Source organism: Vibrio kanaloae (assembly GCF_024347535.1).
Classification (GTDB): domain Bacteria; phylum Pseudomonadota; class Gammaproteobacteria; order Enterobacterales; family Vibrionaceae; genus Vibrio; species Vibrio kanaloae.
On record NZ_AP025497.1, the window covers coordinates 1,308,440 to 1,325,994 of the forward strand.

Annotated in this window: 13 protein-coding genes; 6 read left to right on the top strand and 7 right to left on the bottom strand. The window is 44.0% G+C overall.

Annotation, left to right across the window (positions count from 1 at the left end; genetic code table 11):
• Complete coding sequence (locus tag OCV24_RS06145; RefSeq protein WP_017057545.1) at positions 1-1,890, bottom strand: DUF294 nucleotidyltransferase-like domain-containing protein; 1,890 nt, start codon at positions 1,888-1,890, stop codon at positions 1-3.
• Positions 1,891-2,040: 150 nt separating this feature from the next.
• On the opposite strand from OCV24_RS06145, the gene OCV24_RS06150 reads away from it, so the two are divergent.
• Complete coding sequence (locus OCV24_RS06150; protein ID WP_017057544.1) at positions 2,041-2,682, top strand: outer membrane beta-barrel protein; 642 nt, start codon at positions 2,041-2,043, stop codon at positions 2,680-2,682.
• 123 nt (positions 2,683-2,805) lie between these two features.
• Here OCV24_RS06150 and OCV24_RS06155 read toward each other — a convergent pair whose 3' ends face one another.
• The 3 genes from OCV24_RS06155 to OCV24_RS06165 form a co-directional block, all read right to left on the bottom strand.
• Complete coding sequence (locus OCV24_RS06155) at positions 2,806-3,996, bottom strand: amino acid aminotransferase (protein WP_017057543.1); 1,191 nt, start codon at positions 3,994-3,996, stop codon at positions 2,806-2,808.
• Between the two features lie 201 nt (positions 3,997-4,197).
• On the bottom strand, positions 4,198-5,700 hold the full coding sequence (locus OCV24_RS06160) for an HD-GYP domain-containing protein (protein WP_150878437.1): 1,503 nt from the start codon (positions 5,698-5,700) through the stop codon (positions 4,198-4,200).
• Between the two features lie 288 nt (positions 5,701-5,988).
• Positions 5,989-6,288, bottom strand: coding sequence for a hypothetical protein (locus OCV24_RS06165; RefSeq protein WP_102506139.1), 300 nt, complete (start codon positions 6,286-6,288; stop codon positions 5,989-5,991).
• A 218-nt stretch (positions 6,289-6,506) separates the two neighbouring features.
• On the opposite strand from OCV24_RS06165, the gene OCV24_RS06170 reads away from it, so the two are divergent.
• Positions 6,507-7,907: an aminotransferase-like domain-containing protein gene (locus OCV24_RS06170; protein ID WP_137026101.1), complete on the top strand. Its 1,401-nt coding sequence runs from the start codon at positions 6,507-6,509 to the stop codon at positions 7,905-7,907.
• Positions 7,908-8,018: 111 nt separating this feature from the next.
• On the top strand, positions 8,019-8,225 hold the full coding sequence (locus OCV24_RS06175; protein WP_017057539.1) for a hypothetical protein: 207 nt from the start codon (positions 8,019-8,021) through the stop codon (positions 8,223-8,225).
• Between the two features lie 135 nt (positions 8,226-8,360).
• On the opposite strand, the gene asnS is transcribed toward OCV24_RS06175, so the two are convergent.
• Both asnS and OCV24_RS06185 read right to left on the bottom strand, forming a co-directional pair.
• Positions 8,361-9,761, bottom strand: a complete 1,401-nt coding sequence (gene asnS / locus OCV24_RS06180) for an asparagine--tRNA ligase (protein ID WP_017060416.1) — start codon at positions 9,759-9,761, stop codon at positions 8,361-8,363.
• Positions 9,762-10,208: 447 nt separating this feature from the next.
• Positions 10,209-11,843 carry a methyl-accepting chemotaxis protein gene (locus OCV24_RS06185; RefSeq protein WP_150878439.1) on the bottom strand — a complete coding sequence of 545 codons (1,635 nt, stop codon included), beginning with the start codon at positions 11,841-11,843 and terminating at the stop codon, positions 10,209-10,211.
• 339 nt (positions 11,844-12,182) lie between these two features.
• Between OCV24_RS06185 and queD the strand changes: the two genes are divergently transcribed.
• Positions 12,183-12,548, top strand: coding sequence for a 6-carboxytetrahydropterin synthase QueD (gene queD, locus OCV24_RS06190; RefSeq protein ID WP_017057536.1), 366 nt, complete (start codon positions 12,183-12,185; stop codon positions 12,546-12,548).
• Positions 12,549-12,620: 72 nt separating this feature from the next.
• On the opposite strand, the gene OCV24_RS06195 is transcribed toward queD, so the two are convergent.
• Positions 12,621-14,945: an FdhF/YdeP family oxidoreductase gene (locus tag OCV24_RS06195; RefSeq protein WP_150878441.1), complete on the bottom strand. Its 2,325-nt coding sequence runs from the start codon at positions 14,943-14,945 to the stop codon at positions 12,621-12,623.
• Between the two features lie 579 nt (positions 14,946-15,524).
• Here OCV24_RS06195 and OCV24_RS06200 point away from each other — a divergent pair.
• Together OCV24_RS06200 and fdhD are read left to right on the top strand one after the other, a co-directional pair.
• Entirely contained in the window at positions 15,525-16,409 is an 885-nt protein-coding gene (locus OCV24_RS06200) for a LysR family transcriptional regulator (RefSeq protein ID WP_077680528.1), read from the top strand.
• Positions 16,410-16,498: 89 nt separating this feature from the next.
• On the top strand, positions 16,499-17,329 hold the full coding sequence (gene fdhD, locus OCV24_RS06205) for a formate dehydrogenase accessory sulfurtransferase FdhD (RefSeq protein ID WP_017057533.1): 831 nt from the start codon (positions 16,499-16,501) through the stop codon (positions 17,327-17,329).
• Positions 17,330-17,555: the final 226 nt, after the last annotated feature.

A 17,555-nucleotide genomic window follows, 5' to 3' on the forward strand; every position in this document is an offset into this window, starting at 1 on the left:
CTACTTAAACTTATTGCTAGCTTGGTAACGGAACTTAAGGAAGTTTTGCGCATTACTTAAGATTTGGAATGCGTCCTTTAGGTTACGTCGCTCGAAGTCAGACAGGTTCTCTGGCTCGATGTTGTTATCAGGCTCGATGTTGTTGTCGACATCGTGCGCTTGGTGGCGAATACGAACCAAAGAGATGAACTCCATGGCATCTTTCAGGTCTTGTGCTCTGCCTTTTGGCAAAATACCTGCGTCGATAATGTCATCTAATCGTTCAAATGAGTTCTTCGAACGAGAGGCCACCGCCAAAGAGTGAACACGAATCAGATCCGCCAACGGTGCAGTACCGCGACGCTTAAGGTTGATTGAGTTGTTATGGCGGCCATCTTTTTCCATAACGAAATCTTTGAAGAAGCCCAGAGGCGGTGTTCGATTGAGTGCGTTACGAGCAAGACACGCTAGGAAGCGGTTGTTCTTGCGTGCGCGTCTTACGATGAAACTGTTCAGCTGTTCAGCCCATTTCAAACGGCCGTAGACACCATCTAAGTCGAAGAAGATAGAAGCATTCAGTAAGGCTTTCGGATTTGGATCATCAATCCAGTCCGCAAAGCACTCTTCCCATTCTCTACGTGTCATACGCCAAGTCGGGTTGGTTGCCATGATGTCACCGGTACAGTAAACATAACCACATTGGTCTAAGCCGTCACAAATGAACTTTGAAAGCTCTTCAAAGTACTTGCCGTGTTTTGCTTCGTCGTATGTGTCATCAAGAATAATGGCGTTGTCTTGGTCGGTCACAAGCAGCTGTTCATCACGCCCCATAGAGCCGAGAGCTAGGAAGCAATAAGGAATGGGCGCCGTACCCAATTGCTCTTCCCCTAACTCGATAATACGTTGTTTGAAGCTACGCCCAATTACTGACATCGCGGTGCCGACCATGTGAGCATTGGCATCTTCGTTAACCAAGCGTACAAAGCTATCTTTCACTTGTTCCGAAAGCACTTTAAGGTCTTCAATACTTTGTTGTTGGAAGATACTACTTACCAGTAGCAGAGAGTTTTGAGATTCATACCGTACGATATCAGTCGCTTCGATAATGCCGATTGGCTTCTTATCTTTTAGCACGGGCAGGTGGTGTACGTTATAGCGAAGCATGGTCATCATGGCTTCGTATACGTAAGCATTGTGGTCGAGTGAGATAACTTCTGGCGTCATGACACTTGAAACTTCATTTGATGGCTCTAGACCTTCTGCAAGTACACGTGTACACAAGTCGCGGTCGGTAATAATACCGATCACAGGGGTTGAATCGTCCTCATCATCTTCAACAATATCTGGGTCGATGATCAGTAAGGAAGAGACGTTGTCTTCTGCCATCATGGTGGCGGCTTGTTGGATAGTGCACGTTTTCTCTATCATTGGGGCTTCGCCGGTGAGCAGCGTTTTTACCTTTGATGTCGATAGATCGTTAGCATCGTTATTATTGGAATTGGCTTGGCGTAATCGCGCATTGTCTTCCACTTCGACAAAATCAGCAAAAGAGTCATAGTTGTCATAAAGTTCTTGAAAAATTGCCTCTGGGACACAGTAGAGCAGAGTGTCTTCTATTGCTTTAACAGGGAAGCGAACTTTGTTGTTAGTGAGTAGACCCATTTGGCCGAATAGGTGACCTTCATCAAGGCGATTATAGAGTTCGCCCTTACGACGATACACCTCAACCTCACCGCTTCGCACGATGTAAAGGTCGTGAATTTGGTCACCAAAGTGAATGATAGGTGTGTCTTGGCGATAATAAGAAATTTCCACACTACTGGTGACTTTCGCCAACATATCTTCAGGGAGATCGGTGAAAGGAGGGTATTGTGCCAGAAAGTTTTGAATCTCTAATAACTCAGCATCCATAATGATCATCCATTAGTTCGTATGATTTCATGGTACAACATTTCATAATAATTTGCCGTCACAAATCAATCTGTGAGGTAAAACCTTTTTGAAGTCTTATGGATAGGCTAATCTTTCAACTAATGGAGTGCTAGTTTAAGGATGATAGAAATGTCGAAGTGGAAGCTTAGTTTGGTATCTACCGTTTTTATGTTTTCTCCAAGTTTGTGGGCAGAAACTCATAGTGTACCCATTCTTGATTATGACCATATATATGCCACGGCGTATTCGGGGAGCTTAAATGAAGATGCTGGTGGAAATAACAATGCTTCGTCGTTTGGATTGGGTGGCAGTTATGCGATGACTGGCGGTTGGTTGTTGTTGGGCGACTACAGTGCACGCTTCATTCACCCAGATGACACCACAACTCGAATTGATACGCTTATGCCGGGTGTTGGTTACCGTTACGGCATTAAGAAAGATCTAGATGTGGTTGCTTACTACCTGCTTGGTATCACTAAAGGTCAGGTCGAAGATAATGATACCAACCGAACTGAATCTTCAGACACGGAGTTCATTCAAGGGGTAAAAGTTGGGCTTAACTATGGCTTTGCGAAACGTTGGATTGCCAACGGGAGTGTGCAAGTGAATCGAAGTGATCTGTTTGATGAAGAGATCTATCATTTAGGTTTACGTTATCTAGTGACCAACAAGTTTGCGATTGGTGGGTCATACCAACATCGAGATGGTGAAGGTAAGATTCGTAGTGAACGTACTAATGAACTGGGCGTGGAGTTTTTCCTAGAGTACTAACTAGTAACGCAAAGACAACGTGTCTTAACCGCTCATAAATAAAGAAGACAGACACAAAAAAGCCAGCTTAGTCGCTGGCTTTTGCATATCTATAGGTCTACAAATACAGGTTTCGCTTTACGATTAAAGAACCGCAGCGATACCTTTACATAGAGGACCCATGTTTGACTTAGTCATACCAGCAACACTGATACGGCCAGAACCAACAATGTAGATAGCGAATTCATCTTTTAGGCGAGTTACTTGCTCTTTGCTTAGGCCAGAGAACGAGAACATGCCGTTTTGACGTTCGATGAATGTGAAGTCTGCGTCTACACCTTCAGATTTCAGTGTAGTTACGAATAGCTCACGCATCTCTTGGATACGGTCACGCATTTCTGCTACTTCTGCTTCCCATTCAGCACGTAGATCAGCATCACCAAGGATGTGAGTAACGACAGCACTGCCGTGCGCTGGTGGGTTAGAGTAGATAGAGCGGATAATGCTCTTAACTTGAGAGAACGCTGTCGTTGCTACGTCTGCAGATTCTGCAACCAGAGTGAATGCACCTACACGTTCGTTGTACAAGCCGAAGTTCTTAGAGAACGAGCTAGCAACAAGGATCTCTTTGTTGTATTGAGCAAAAACACGTAGGCCAGCAGCATCTTCTTCAACGCCTTTTGCAAAACCTTGGTAAGCAAAATCGAATAGAGGAAGCAGTTTCTTCTCAGCAACCAGTTTAGCCAGTACTTCCCATTCATCAGCAGTAGGGTCGATACCTGTTGGGTTGTGACAGCAGCCGTGAAGAAGAACGATATCGCCTTCAGAAGCGTTCTCTAGGTCAGCAACCATGCCAGCGAAGTCTTTGTCTTTAGTTTCAGCGTTGTAGTAGCTGTATTGAGCCGTTTCGATACCCGCAGCAGCGAAAACGCCGTTGTGGTTAGCCCAAGTTGGGTTACTGATCCAGATTTTCACATCGCCCAGTTGGCGTTTGATGAATTCACCCGCTACGCGAAGTGCACCTGTACCACCTGGCGCTTGTGCTGTTTTAGCGCGTTGAGACGTAACGATCTCAGTATCTGAACCGAAAAGAAGCTTCTGAACCGCTAAACCGTATTCAGCTGTACCTTCAATTGTTAGGTAAGATTTGGTTTTTTCGTTTTCAAGAAGTGCAGCTTCTGCTTTCTTTACTGTTTTAAGTACAGGCGTTTGACCATCTTCATTTTTGTAGATGCCCACACCAAGGTTGATTTTCTCTGCACGAGAGTCTTTTTTAAACTCTTCAGTAAGGCCGAGGATAGGATCGGCGGGAGCAGCTAACACTTTTTCAAACATAATCTTCATCCATGTCAATTGAGAGGGGATAGTATCTATGGGTATTTATACCTGTATGGGATTTTTATGACAATACGAAGTGAACAGAAAGACCAAAAAAAATCCATTTCAATCAGATTTATTGACTAAAGAGGAAATTTGATAACAAAACACCCTACGGGTTACCCATAGGGTGCAAGAAGTTAGTGGTTTTTGAATAGATTAGGCAGGTTGAGCAATAAAGCTTTCGCGCTCGAGTTCGTTGGCTACATTTTTTCCATCTTTGTAGGTCGCGGCAATTAAAACGAACGCTTGTTCAACAGCTAGAAAAGCTTGGACAACTTGCGGATCAAAATGCGTCCCATTGCCTTCTAAGATGATCTGTTTGGCTTGTTCGTGAGTAAAGGCTGGCTTGTAGACTCGCTTCGAGATGAGCGCATCATAAACATCGGCCAATGCCATTAAACGGCCAGATAACGGGATATCTTCACCAGACAACTGATTAGGATAACCATTGCCATTCCATTTCTCGTGGTGAGTCAGAGATATCTCCTTTGCGACTCTTAAGAAAGAGCTACTTCCTAGCTGCTTTTCTGCAATAGAAAGTGCTTCAGCACCAATCGCGGGGTGACCTTTCATTATCTCAAACTCTTCGTCAGTCAATTTGCCCGGCTTCAATAACACGCTATCAGGCACACCGACTTTGCCTACGTCGTGTAAAGGCGCAGATTTGTAAAGCAACTCGATGTAGTTTGGTGTTAACAAGCTTGAGTGGGTTTCTGATTTGCTGAGCTCTTGTGCGAGCACCTTGACGTACTCTTGAGTTCTTAGGATATGTGCGCCCGTTTCATTGTCTCGAGATTCAGCCAATGCCGATAAGCTCACAATGGCCACGTCACGTGTGGTTTTCACTTCGTTTTGCGCGGTTTCAAGGCTATCAAGCATGGTATTGGTCATAGATGCCATTGATCCAAGCTCGTTGTAGCCGAAAATAGGTAAGCGAACGCCTTGCTCGCCATTGGTGACTTTGTTTAATGCGTGCTCTTGGCTTAGGAGAATACGCTTAATTAGCTTACTCCAAAGCGTCATGATGGTTATCGCGTAGCCACCCAGTACCACAGCCAAATAAATAAACTCTTTGATCACGCTGATCTTGCCGGTGCCATCCAATAAGCGGTCAGGGTTATGTTCTAACCAGAAGATGTCTTTGACAGCAATCATCGTCAACATAGTCGTCAGTGTTACCAGAAGCACGATAACCAAGCCTATCATCTGCTTGACTAGTGAACTTCTTTCACCAACCAGTTGGAAGTTGAATTGTCCAGTCGTCTCCATTTTATCCATTTGGCTGAGCTTAGCGTTCAATTGAAGAATGGTTCCGGTAAAGAAGCCGAATAGACTCATTCCAAACAGCACCTTCAAATTACTATCTATGGTGAATTCATAGCTTAAGTTGTAGTAGAGCGCGAAAGGCACACTTGCAACAAAAAATAGCAGGGTATCGAGTTGCGCGAATCGGCCTTGCTTGACCAAGGTATGTTGCGCTAATAGGTAACGACGCGCGAGCCATAATAAGACAAACACAATACTGACTTGTGTGAAAATCTCTAACGTCGTTAAGCTCTCGAGCATAGGACACACCCGACTGCCATAGGTGCCAAACAGCACGCCAGCAATGACGTATAACTTAGTCGTTAGCGATTGATTGTAATTTGAAGTATCCATCGTAAGCCTTTGTTCTCATTCTTATTAGATTTACGCATTCATTGATTCACGACTTTAGAATTACGAACGATTAGCATAACTGACGTGAATAAGACCGGAGATTCTATCGATAGCTTTCGTGGATTGATACAAGAAACTGGTTTGTGTTGGATATTTGTTAGCTAGGTGTGGGTTATTGCTGCATTTTTATGAAGATACTTGAATAGCCTCGGTCGAGGTTCGAGGCTATTCAGTCTGTATACTGGGTTAGAATCGCGAGTGATTGGGTTCGTTATCTACTTTACCCTGTTACTTTTTCAGATTGATTTCAGCTTCGATGGAGCCTGTTTCAATCTCAGGATGAGACGCTAGCTTGTCTGCAGCCCATTGGTTTAAATGCTTAAGAATGGCCGACACCGCGTGTTTTTCAGTTGGTGCTTGGTTTTGATCGACGTCGAGTTTCTGCTTTGGATGTGAACCTGTCGCATCTTCAGCGATATGGAGCCAGTCTGGGTGCCAGTAATATGGCTGTCCACTCGGTGTTGTCCAACTATGAACACCGTTTGACTTTCCTTTGTAACTTAGTTGGTCTGCTTCTATTTTTTTCATTATTGTCTCGCATGTTTTCTGGGTTACATCAAATAATTGAGGCGAAGAGCGACCTTAGCTCGCGCCTTGAGTACAAAACTATCAAAGCTTACAAAGTTATCTGTGAACTATTTCACACAATTATAGAAATCAGAAGTAATCACTTGGTTAGCAGCAATAGTTGTTAACGTTAGTGATAAAATCTGGGCCCACAGAATTTCTCTAGGTAGTACAATTAGATGGCGCGTTATGAAGAGCTTGCAAAGGATATTCGAACTCAGATTGCTAATAACACTTGGCGAACTGGGGAAAAGATTCCTTCTGTACGCGTGAGTTGCCGTAATTATAACGTCAGCAACAGTACTGTCTTACAAGCTTATCAATTGCTCGAAAGTGAGGGTTGGATCATCGCTAAGCCTCAGTCTGGCTATTTTGTAGCGCCACGAGTGGATGGCATTGATTATAAACTGCCATTCGTGCGCGAAAAGAAAGCGATCAACGACCGCCTATTCGAGTTCTTGAAATCTAGCTCTGCAGAGGGTGTCATTCCTTTTGGCTCCGCATTCCCAGACCCTGACCTTTTCCCATTGCCGACTTTGACTCGAAACCTTGCCAGTGCTGGCAGGAAGATGACCGGCGCCAGTGTGATTAACAACTTGCCACCTGGAAGCGAGTCCCTAAGAAGACAAATCGCACAGCGTTATCTGCAGCAAGGTATAACGGTTAACCATCAAGATATTGTGATTACGTCAGGCGCGATGGAAGCGCTAAATTTAAGCCTACAAACGGTTACTAAGTCGGGCGACAACGTGGTGATTGAGTCGCCTGCATTCTACGGGGCTTTGCAGGCTGTTGAGAGGTTAGGGCTTAACCCGATTGAAGTGGATGTTTGCCCAATTAATGGATTGAACATCGAACAGTTTGAACGTGCCTTAAAAAACCAAGATGTAAAAGCGTGCTGGCTGATGACAACCTTTCAAAACCCAACCGGAACTAGCCTGTCTGAAGAGGCGAAGCGCCTTGTGGTAAAGATTGCGGAGCAGCATGAAGCCTACATTATTGAAGATGACGTGTATGGAGACCTTTATTATGAGGGGCACAAACCTAAGCCATTAAAAGCCTTTGATAATACCGATTCTGTTTTGCTTTGTGGTTCGTATTCGAAAAGCCTGTGCCCCGGCTATCGTGTCGGTTGGGTCGTGAACACACGCTTTAATGACGCGATTCAAAAGCTTCAACTTCTTTCTACCTTGTCGAGCAGCGCACCTGTGCAGCTTGGAGTTGCACATTTTTTGACTCATGAAAGCTACGATAATCACCTACGTAAACTGCGCAAAAACCTGTTGGTTAGAAAAGAGCGCTTTATTAGCGTCATCAAACAGTACTTCCCGCATTCCATCAAGATTGAAGAGCCTGCTGGTGGTTACTTTGTCTGGGTTCGTTTCTCTCCTGACTTCGACAGCCAGCAATTCCATCAATTAGCTATTGCACAAGACATCAGTGTGGCATCGGGTGACTTATTTAGTGAGCAAGGCAGAGTAGGCAATGCAATTCGATTGAATTTTTCTTATGAACTCACTGTAGAGAAAGAACAGGCACTTATCCTACTTGGTAAGATCGCGCATCAGATGACGTACTAAAATAAGAGGTAGCGATTGTAACTGTACGGGTTGTTTGTAGTGTAATTGTACGCCTTATAAAGTAAATAATTGTGATTCAATAACGGTAGATTAAATATTGGAGATACCGTTATGTTGAAAATGACTATGGGAAACGAAGCTAAGCTGATTATTGTCGCGATTGTGTGTGCGCTTCTGCTTATTCTCGGCCACGTATTGTTGGCAAAAGCATTCGCTGATATGGCCTGGGCAGAATACACTACTGCGGCTATCCCGTTCGTTATGATGGCAATCTGCGGTCTCGCAATAAAATACGCTATCGACCAAGATGTTGATTAGCTTTTGAATAACGAATCTTAGGCGGTGGTACGCAGAAGCAACCGTCGTCTCGTTTTATTCCGAACATAAAAAAACCTCCGCAAGTGCGGAGGTTTTTTATTTGTTCTTAACTTTTAATATCGAATTAGTTTCGAATTAGAAGTTTGCAGAGCGTGGTGTACGTGGGAATGGAATCACGTCACGAACGTTGCCCATACCTGTTACGTAAGATACTAGACGCTCGAAACCAAGACCGAAACCAGCGTGTGGCACTGTGCCGTATTTACGTAGGTCGCGGTACCAGCTCATGTGCTCAGGGTCGATACCCATAGCAATCATACGCTCGTCTAGAATGTCTAGACGCTCTTCACGTTGTGCACCACCGATGATTTCACCGATGCCTGGTGCAAGTACGTCCATTGCTGCAACTGTTTTGCCGTCGTCGTTTAAGCGCATGTAGAAAGCTTTGATGTCTTTCGGGTAGTTCTTAACGATAACAGGTGCTTTGAAGTGCTCTTCAGCTAGGTAACGCTCATGCTCAGAAGACATGTCGATGCCCCACTCAACGTCAAACTCAAATTTCTTACCAGAGTCTAGTAGGATTTGGATTGCGTCAGTGTAGTCAACTTGTGCGAAGTCAGCGTCAACGAATTGCTCTAGACGAGTAATTGCTTGCTTGTCGATGCGAGAAGCGAAGAATTCAAGGTCGTCGCGGCGCTCTTCAAGAACAGCAGCGAAAACGTACTTAAGCATGTCTTCAGCCAGTTTCGCTACATCGTTAAGGTCTGCAAACGCAACTTCAGGCTCAACCATCCAGAACTCGGCTAGGTGGCGGCTTGTGTTTGAGTTTTCAGCACGGAACGTAGGACCGAACGTGTAAACCTTGCTTAGTGCACAAGCATAAGCTTCAGCATTAAGTTGGCCAGATACTGTTAGGAACGTCTCTTTACCGAAGAAATCTTCGTTGAAGTCTACGTCGCCTTTTTCAGTGCGTGGTAGGTTTTCCATGTCTAGCGTAGAAACACGGAACATTTCACCAGCGCCTTCTGCATCAGATGCAGTGATAAGCGGAGCAGAAGTCCAGAAGAAGCCTTGCTCGTGGTAGAAACGGTGAATCGCTTGAGATAGACAGTTACGTACACGTGCTACTGCGCCAATCACGTTTGTACGTGGACGTAGGTGAGCAACTTCACGAAGGTATTCGATAGAGTGACGTGTCTTAGCCATTGGGTAAGTGTCAGCGTCTTCAACCCAGCCTACAACTTTAACGTCAGTTGCTGCTAGTTCGAAGTCTTGACCTTTCGCAGGAGACTCAACAATCTTACCCGTTACTTCAACAGAGCAGCCAGTCGTTAGCTTTAATACTTCGTTTTCGTAATTATTAAGATTATTAGGAACCACGGCCTGAATCGGGTCGAAACAAGAGCCGTCATAAATGGCAAGGAAAGAGATTCCAGCTTTGGAATCACGACGTGAACGGATCCAGCCACGAACAGTTACTTCACTGTCTACCGCTAGCTTGCCGCCAAGTACGTCTGTTACAGGCGCGTAAGTCATGTTGATTTCATTCTCCATTGAGGGACAAATTCAACTCAATGTTATTAGCATGGCCTCAAATTAATATAAATAATGAACAATTATTGGCCGAAACATTGAGTTGTATATACTTTCTAAATCGATTGAACATATTACCTGTCATACGGACAGCTTCAACCTTTATTCTTGTTCGGTGAAAGAAATATTGTGTCTACAGACAAGAAAAACCATGAAGGGTTATTTTTTGTTCGATCTCATAATGCGTTGCTGTGGCAGATCTAATAACAGAGCCTATTTAAAGTAAAGCTGAAGGGGTGAAGAGGGCTCGATTTTATTATTAAACTAGGTTAGTAGATTCTTCGGAGATAGTGGCAGTGCACTGAGGTTGCTTTCTAATATTGGGCAAAGACATAAGTGCTCATGGCTGAGCACTTTTGGATTAGATGGTAATACTGCAGTTTGGCGGTGCTATGAATTGTTCTTATAATGGGTGCTTGAGTTAGATAGAGTAAATTGATTAATCAGTGATTCAAGGTGATCAGAAAGTTCTTCTAGGCCATTGCTGATGTCGCGGGTTTCAGCCGCAGATTGTGAGGTATTATCGGCATGAGAAGTAATAGCTTCGACTTTTTGTTGAACATCCATGGTCGCTAGTGTGGTGGATTGCGTCTGTTGCTGAATGTTTCGAGCGTGTGTTAATACTTGTTTCATCTCTTCCACAACACCGTTCATTTCATTGGACAGCGTATCAATATCTGTTGAACTTTGATGTGCTTGTTCGCAAACGCGATCGGCAGAGGTTAATGATTCTTCGCTGCCTTGTTGGAATTGGAGGATAATCGATTCAATACTACTTGTCGCTTCAGCGGTTCGTGATGCTAGATGACGGACTTCGTCAGCGACCACCGCAAAGCCACGACCCTGTTCACCCGCACGAGCAGCTTCAATTGCAGCGTTAAGTGCCAATAAATTTGTTTGATCCGCAATGCCCCGAATTACGCCCAATATCGAAGACACTTCTCCAGTTTGTTCATTGAGCATTAGTATTTTCTGTTTAACTTCTTCAATGCTGGCCACTAAGTTCTTTATTTCATTACTGGCGTCGTGTGCTTGGTTGGCACTTTGGCATGCTACGTCAGCGGTATGGTTGATAAGGTCTGATGCCGTTAAAGTAGCTTGTTCTACATTGACTTGTTGAGCTTGTATCCCTTCCACATTATTTTGTACTTCAGCGGTTTCATTCTGCTGATCACTGGCGGCTTGCTCTGTAATTTGGGCGACACTAGTTAGTTGGGTGGCGGAAGCATTCAGTTTGTGAGATGTATTCTGCACCTGTTTTAGGCTGTCAGACACCGTCCCCATAAATGAATTAATAGAGTTCGCCAAAGTACCTATTTCATCTTTGCTTTGATCTGGTAGACGAGTTGATAAGTTTTTGTCGTTGCTAACTTGAGTCATAAAGCGCGAGGTGTGTTGCAGTGGGCGAACAATAATTTTACGAACCAACCCCATTGTTAGAATAAACCCAGCAAAAGAGATCACTGCCATAATACCGATTGCGGCCATCGTTTGAGTGTTGATCAAGGAGTTGACGTGATTTAGGTTGTATTCAAGACGAATGGCCCCCAACACTTCACCTTCCGGTGCCATATGGCAGGCCACACAGTTGGTACCACGATAGTTTTCGCTCGATTTCATAGGTAGGGCGATAACTAAGCCCTTCCCCCAATCTGCAGAAAATGACTCGATGACAGTTTCACCCGCTAGCGCGCGTTTATCAATATCATCTACAGGTGTTTGGTTGTCATTTCCAGGGCCGTATAGCCTGCTCACAGTATCAGCCCGTAATACGCGAACATCTTCAATACCTTCTTGTGCCAATGCTTTCTGACGAAGCGTCTCTTTCTGTGCCATGGTGCCAGTCAGCATCATCATATTGAGGCTATCGAAATAGTTGCTCGCCTTATCATGGAGCTGTTCACTTAATACAGAATGAACAAGCTGCTTTTGCTGCGAATATTGAAAGTAGGTCGATATTACTAGCAAAAAAGTGAACACGATGGCGAGAGCCACTAGGATTTTAAAGGTGATCGTTGAGCGCATAAGGTGTTTGTTTTTTTTAATTATAATGACGCGCACACTTTACTTGTTAGAGTCTCTACTACCTATGGAGTAGGGTGAATTATGTGACCATACTCCGGTTGTGGTTGTGGTTGTGGTTTTGTTTCTGTGATGTAGCGAGATTGTGGCGCTTCTATTATGTAAATTAGGTTTTAATTTAGTGTTGAGCTTCCATTAATGTGCATATTGATTTTATGAAGCAGCATAATTAGCTTTTGGGGGAATCCTTACTCGAGTAAGGACGTCCAACGGTGATAGAACTTGTAGTGTGTAGTGGTTTTACGTAAAATTGCGTGTCATTTTTTTAGCCTGAGAAACACAATGAGAACTGAGTTATACAAAGAGTTTATGTTTGAAGCTGCCCACCATCTTCCTCATGTGCCAGAAGGGCATAAATGCGGTCGTTTGCATGGCCACTCTTTTCTTGTTCGCTTGTACGTAGAAGGTGAAGTTGATCCACATACAGGCTGGGTAATTGACTTCTCGGAAATTAAAGCGGTATTCAAACCGATTTACAACCGTTTAGATCATTACTACCTCAACGACATTAAGGGTTTAGAGAACCCTACAAGTGAAGTGTTGGCTAAGTGGATCTGGAATGAGCTAAAACCAAACTTGCCGCTTTTGAGCAAAGTTGAAATTAAAGAAACCTGTACTGCAGGTTGTATTTATATTGGCGAAGCGTAAACATTAGAATCCACCTGCTAAAACAGGTGGATTTTTTTAGTTGTCGGTTGAAGGTTAGTTGTTGATTGAAAGTTAGCTGACGGTTTCAAGGGGAATGGTGTCAGACACAGATTTTTCTAATCTAATGGCTATAAATTTCGAGGTCGGGGTAAACGTTCGTTCACCATAACTGTCTAGAGGAACTAAAGGGTTGGTTTCAGGATAGTAAGCCGCTGCCTGACCTTGTGGAACGTCATAAGCCACCAAGGTAAACCCTTTCACTTTTCTCGTTACACCATCTTCCCAAAGTGACACCATATCGACCTTGTCACCCGGTTCAAAACCGAGCTTCGATATATCTGCTTCATTGATAAACAGAACCTCACGCATACCAAAGATACCGCGGTACCGATCATTCAAGCCATATAACGTGGTGTTGTATTGATCATGGGAACGCATGGTTTGTAAGATCAAATCGGGTTTATTAACACCTTGCAAAACCGCTTCATTAATTAGCTGTTTTGGCAGTTCATTGGAGCCAAATTGCGCTTTACCGCTGTGGGTGTTCCATTGACGATTTGCGGCAGGATTAACTAAATGAAATCCCCCCGGATTTTCCAGCTTCTGATTGAAGTCGGTAAAGCCTGGAATCGTATCTGCAATGAGATCGCGGATATGCCCATAATCTTCAACGACCCAATTCCAATCTATTGGATGGCTGCCCAGAGTGGCATTAGCAATACCCGCAATAATGGCTGGCTCAGAACGTAAATGTTCTGATCGAGGCTTGAGCTGCCCGTAAGAGATATGAACCATGCTGAACGTATCTTCAACGGTGATGCCTTGTGGCCCATTAGCCTGTGTATCGATTTCCGTGCGTCCCAAACATGGCAGAATCAGGGCATCTTGACCGGTAACAAGGTGAGAGCGATTGAGCTTAGTTGAGATATGAACGGTTAGGTCACAATTTTGCATCGCTAGATGCGTGCGAGGAGTATCGGGTGTGGCTTGCGCAAAATTACCACCTAAACCAATAAAGACTTTCGAGCGTTTTTCCTCCATCGCTTTAATCGCTTGTATGGTGTTGTGCCCTGCATCTCGTGGGACATTGAAGTTAAAGCGACGTTCAATGTTATCAAGCAATTGGTTTGAGGGTTTTTCATCGATACCCATTGTACGATCGCCTTGAACATTACTATGCCCCCGAACGGGTGATAGCCCAGCGCCGGGCTTACCGATGTTGCCGCGCAACAATTGTACATTGGCTATTTCTTTGATGGTTTGTACCGAATGACGATGTTGTGTTAACCCCATAGCCCAGCACATAATCACTTTTTCTGAACGGCGATACATGTCAGCGACCATTTCTATCTCGCTTAAAGCTAATCCCGATTGTTCAGCAATATGCTCCCATGTTGTCGCATCAACTTCTGCTAAGTATTCATCAATACCTGTGGTGTGTTCGTTGATGAATTGACGATCAAATATGGCTTTTCCTTTCGTTGCGAGCGCATCACGTTCCCATTGCAGTAAATATTTAGCCATCCCACGAAAGACCGCCATATCACCACCTAATGCTGGTCTTAAGTAAGCAGTATTGGTTGGTTTTGAACCATTGCTTAGCATTTCAATCGGAACTTGAGGGTTTTGGAAGCGTTCAAGCCCACGTTCTTTCAATGGGTTGAAACAGATCACCTGCGCACCGCGTTTTACCGCTTCACGCAATGGCTCAAGCATGCGAGGGTGGTTAGTGCCTGGGTTTTGCCCGAGCACAAAGATCGCGTCTGCTTGTTCAAAGTCGTCAAAAATCACGGTTCCTTTGCCGACACCGACCGTATCTTTCATGCCAATTGCACTGGCTTCGTGGCACATGTTTGAACAGTCTGGGAAGTTATTTGTTCCAAACGCACGAACGAAGAGTTGGTACAAAAATGCTGCTTCATTACTGGCGCGACCCGAGGTGTAAAATTCGGCTTGATGTGGTGAGTCGAGTTGCTTCAAATGCTTGGCTATGAGCGAAAAGGCTTCGTCCCATGAAATAGGAATATAGTGGTCGGATGCTGCGTCGTACTTCATCGGATGGGTTATTCGGCCTTGGTATTCCAGCCAGTAATCTGTTTGTGATAACAAGGACGTTACGCTGTGTTCAGCGAAAAAGTCAGGATCCACAAATCGATTTGTGGCTTCCCAGTTCACGGCTTTTGCACCGTTCTCACAGAAGTTCACTTTACTGCCGTGTGGGGATTCACCCCATGCGCACCCTGGACAATCAAAACCACCGTTTTGATTCGTTTTAAGCATTGTTCGAATGTTTTTGATGGCGTTTTCGCTGCCCCACCAACTCTTAGTGACGGCTTTTAACGCGCCCCAACCGCCCGCGGGACCTTCATATTTTTTTATCTGTTCTTTTTGGCTCACGACAGCACTCCTCACGCACAGAAAAGGCAATAAACAAGGGAACCAGTAAAACAGGCGCATTATAAAAATAAAGCGGGAGTAAAACGGTTTTTATGATTTAGTATTGATACCTGTTTACTGCTTTGAATATTTAGAAATGGATTGGCGAATTGTTCGCCATGATCTAAATCAAAGGTTATGTCGTTAAGAGGCGATACGTCCAATTGATATTGCCGACTGAGTGATAAATAGAATCTATCATGGCGAGTAAATATGGAAAATCTCGCTTTTGTCACAGTGATAAATAGAAATTATTACCCAGTGCGATGTGGGCTCTATTTCATGAGAGATTCGTCGATCAGCCTTAGTATTGCTGGTCTTTCCATGATAGTTGTTGTCTATCATGCTATAGATAATTTAGATTTGACCTGTATTTAAATTAGGCATACTTTGATTTAAATCAAAAAATACCGTTTTATTTTAGCTGTTGCTTTACAGATTGAGCCATTTCCCCGTGATAGGTATTTTCAATCGCAGAGAACCGTTAATGTAAGACGAACGCGAAGAAAACGCTTCATTTCAAGGTTTTACTAATCATTCATGGATATAAAACAACTTAAGTACTTAATCGCTTTAGATCAAACGAAACACTTTGGTCAGGCAGCGACACTTTGTCATATTACTCAGCCTACGTTGTCGATGAGGATAAGGCGTTTAGAAGAAGAGTTAGACCTCGAATTGATTTCAAGAAGTCAACGTTTTGAAGGGTTTACCGAAGCGGGTGAACGTATATTGGCTTGGGCAAAGACTGTCTTAGCGGCTCATGACGGTTTACAAGCTGAAGCGGCTAACTGCCGTGGTCAACTGGTCGGTTCGCTAAGGATTGGCATGGTGCCCCTAGCCAGTCAAAACCCTATGCAGCTGATTAAGCCTTTGTCCGCAAAGTTCCCTGAACTCCGTTTTCAGATTTTATCGATGACTTCTGAGCAGATCATAGACCAGCTCAATCGTAATCAACTTGATTTAGGTATGTGTTACGTTGACCAGATCAATACGGCTTACTTTGACGTTATAGAAATGAATTCAACGGATTTAGGTATTTTGTATGACAGCCGGTTCTTTGATTTTGCAGAGCCGGAGGTCTTGTGGGAATCACTCAATAACATTCCTTTAGGGCTTTTGTCTAAAGGTATGCACTATCGTCATTCGATTGATTTGAGCTTTGGTAGTAAAGGCTTAGTTCCGCAGACTGTGATTGAAAGTAATTCTACCTTTCACCTGATCCAAGCCGTCACCAGCGGTCTTTGCTGTGCCGTTATGCCGCTTAACTCGGGATTGGAAGAGCTTAATGAACAACTGCGTATCGTACCGATAGAAAAAGCTGTGGTGCATTCACCTTTAGGTTTACTTAAGCGCAAACAAGAGCCCTATTCGGCAGTCACTGACCAGTGTTTTGCTGAGGCAAAACACTTGTTTAATCAGTGATGTTTGTTTAACCAGTGATATTTATTTAATAAGTAAGGTTTTCAGTCTGAGTCGATATCGTCAAGCTGACCGTCTTTCCGGGTGATTTTATGAGATGTTTAACTCAATCCTATATTGAACTGCCTGATTTTAATCAAGCGCCTCCACAGCCCAATGCCATGAGCTATCGAGAGCTTACGGGCGATAGTATGGTAGTAGATGCTCCTTTGGCAAACGAATCTGCATTGGCGATCAGTTATAATGGGATAAATCAAGCGGTTATGATGGTCACGCCCGGACACATGGAAGATTTTGTGCGCGGTTTTAGTTTAAGCTCCGGTATTGTGAAAAGCTTCAATGAAATTCGCGATATAGAGATTGGTCGCAATGGTGAATCTCATTTCGCACAAGTAGAAATTAGCAATCGTGCTTTTTGGGAAATGAAAACTCAGCGGCGTAACTTGGCTGGAACCACAGGTTGTGGCTTGTGCGGTGTTGAGGCGCTTGAACAAGCACTTCCGGATTTAGTGCCATTGCCATCGTCGTTACCACCCAGTCCACTGGTTTTTCAGGGATTGAGAAGTCGAATTGCCGAACATCAAAAAGCAGCGAAAATATCCGGCGCCTTACATGCCTCGTTGTTTGCGAATTCGAAAGGTGAAATTGTCCTTTGCCGCGAAGATATCGGTCGCCATAACGCACTGGATAAACTAATAGGGGCAATGGCCGTGAACGGTACCAACCCTAAGTCGGGGTTCGCCATTATGACGAGTCGTTGCAGTTTAGAGCTTATCCATAAAGCGGTACGTGCTGAAATTGCAACCTTGGTTTGTTTGTCGGCACCGACATCATTGACTGTCGAATGGGCAAGGCGTAACCGTTTAAATTTGATTCACTTACCAAACAGCAGTCCACCTCGTTTATATAGCCCTGCGCCTTGATGTAATGTTTCGTTCGGATAAAAAGAGATACCATTGCGTCTCTCTTTGGTTCTTATTATAAATGATTATTGTTTTACGCAGTTTGGTGGTTGAATTTTGTTCAAACAGCTGTTTTGTTCAATTTAATAGCAAAAAGTGTGGTTATAGCGTTGTGTTTCGAGGCTTATTCGATAAGATAAAAAGGTCTCTAATGCTAGAGGAAGGGCAGCAACGGATACGCTGTTTC

Coding starts and splice junctions, on each gene's coding strand:
- OCV24_RS06145 (WP_017057545.1), bottom strand. CDS start 1,890: ATGGATGCTGAGTTATTAGAGATTCAAAACTTTCTGGCACAATACCCT.
- OCV24_RS06150 (WP_017057544.1), top strand. CDS start 2,041: ATGTCGAAGTGGAAGCTTAGTTTGGTATCTACCGTTTTTATGTTTTCT.
- OCV24_RS06155 (WP_017057543.1), bottom strand. CDS start 3,996: ATGTTTGAAAAAGTGTTAGCTGCTCCCGCCGATCCTATCCTCGGCCTT.
- OCV24_RS06160 (WP_150878437.1), bottom strand. CDS start 5,700: ATGGATACTTCAAATTACAATCAATCGCTAACGACTAAGTTATACGTC.
- OCV24_RS06165 (WP_102506139.1), bottom strand. CDS start 6,288: ATGAAAAAAATAGAAGCAGACCAACTAAGTTACAAAGGAAAGTCAAAC.
- OCV24_RS06170 (WP_137026101.1), top strand. CDS start 6,507: ATGGCGCGTTATGAAGAGCTTGCAAAGGATATTCGAACTCAGATTGCT.
- OCV24_RS06175 (WP_017057539.1), top strand. CDS start 8,019: ATGTTGAAAATGACTATGGGAAACGAAGCTAAGCTGATTATTGTCGCG.
- asnS (WP_017060416.1), bottom strand. CDS start 9,761: ATGACTTACGCGCCTGTAACAGACGTACTTGGCGGCAAGCTAGCGGTA.
- OCV24_RS06185 (WP_150878439.1), bottom strand. CDS start 11,843: ATGCGCTCAACGATCACCTTTAAAATCCTAGTGGCTCTCGCCATCGTG.
- queD (WP_017057536.1), top strand. CDS start 12,183: ATGAGAACTGAGTTATACAAAGAGTTTATGTTTGAAGCTGCCCACCAT.
- OCV24_RS06200 (WP_077680528.1), top strand. CDS start 15,525: ATGGATATAAAACAACTTAAGTACTTAATCGCTTTAGATCAAACGAAA.
- fdhD (WP_017057533.1), top strand. CDS start 16,499: ATGAGATGTTTAACTCAATCCTATATTGAACTGCCTGATTTTAATCAA.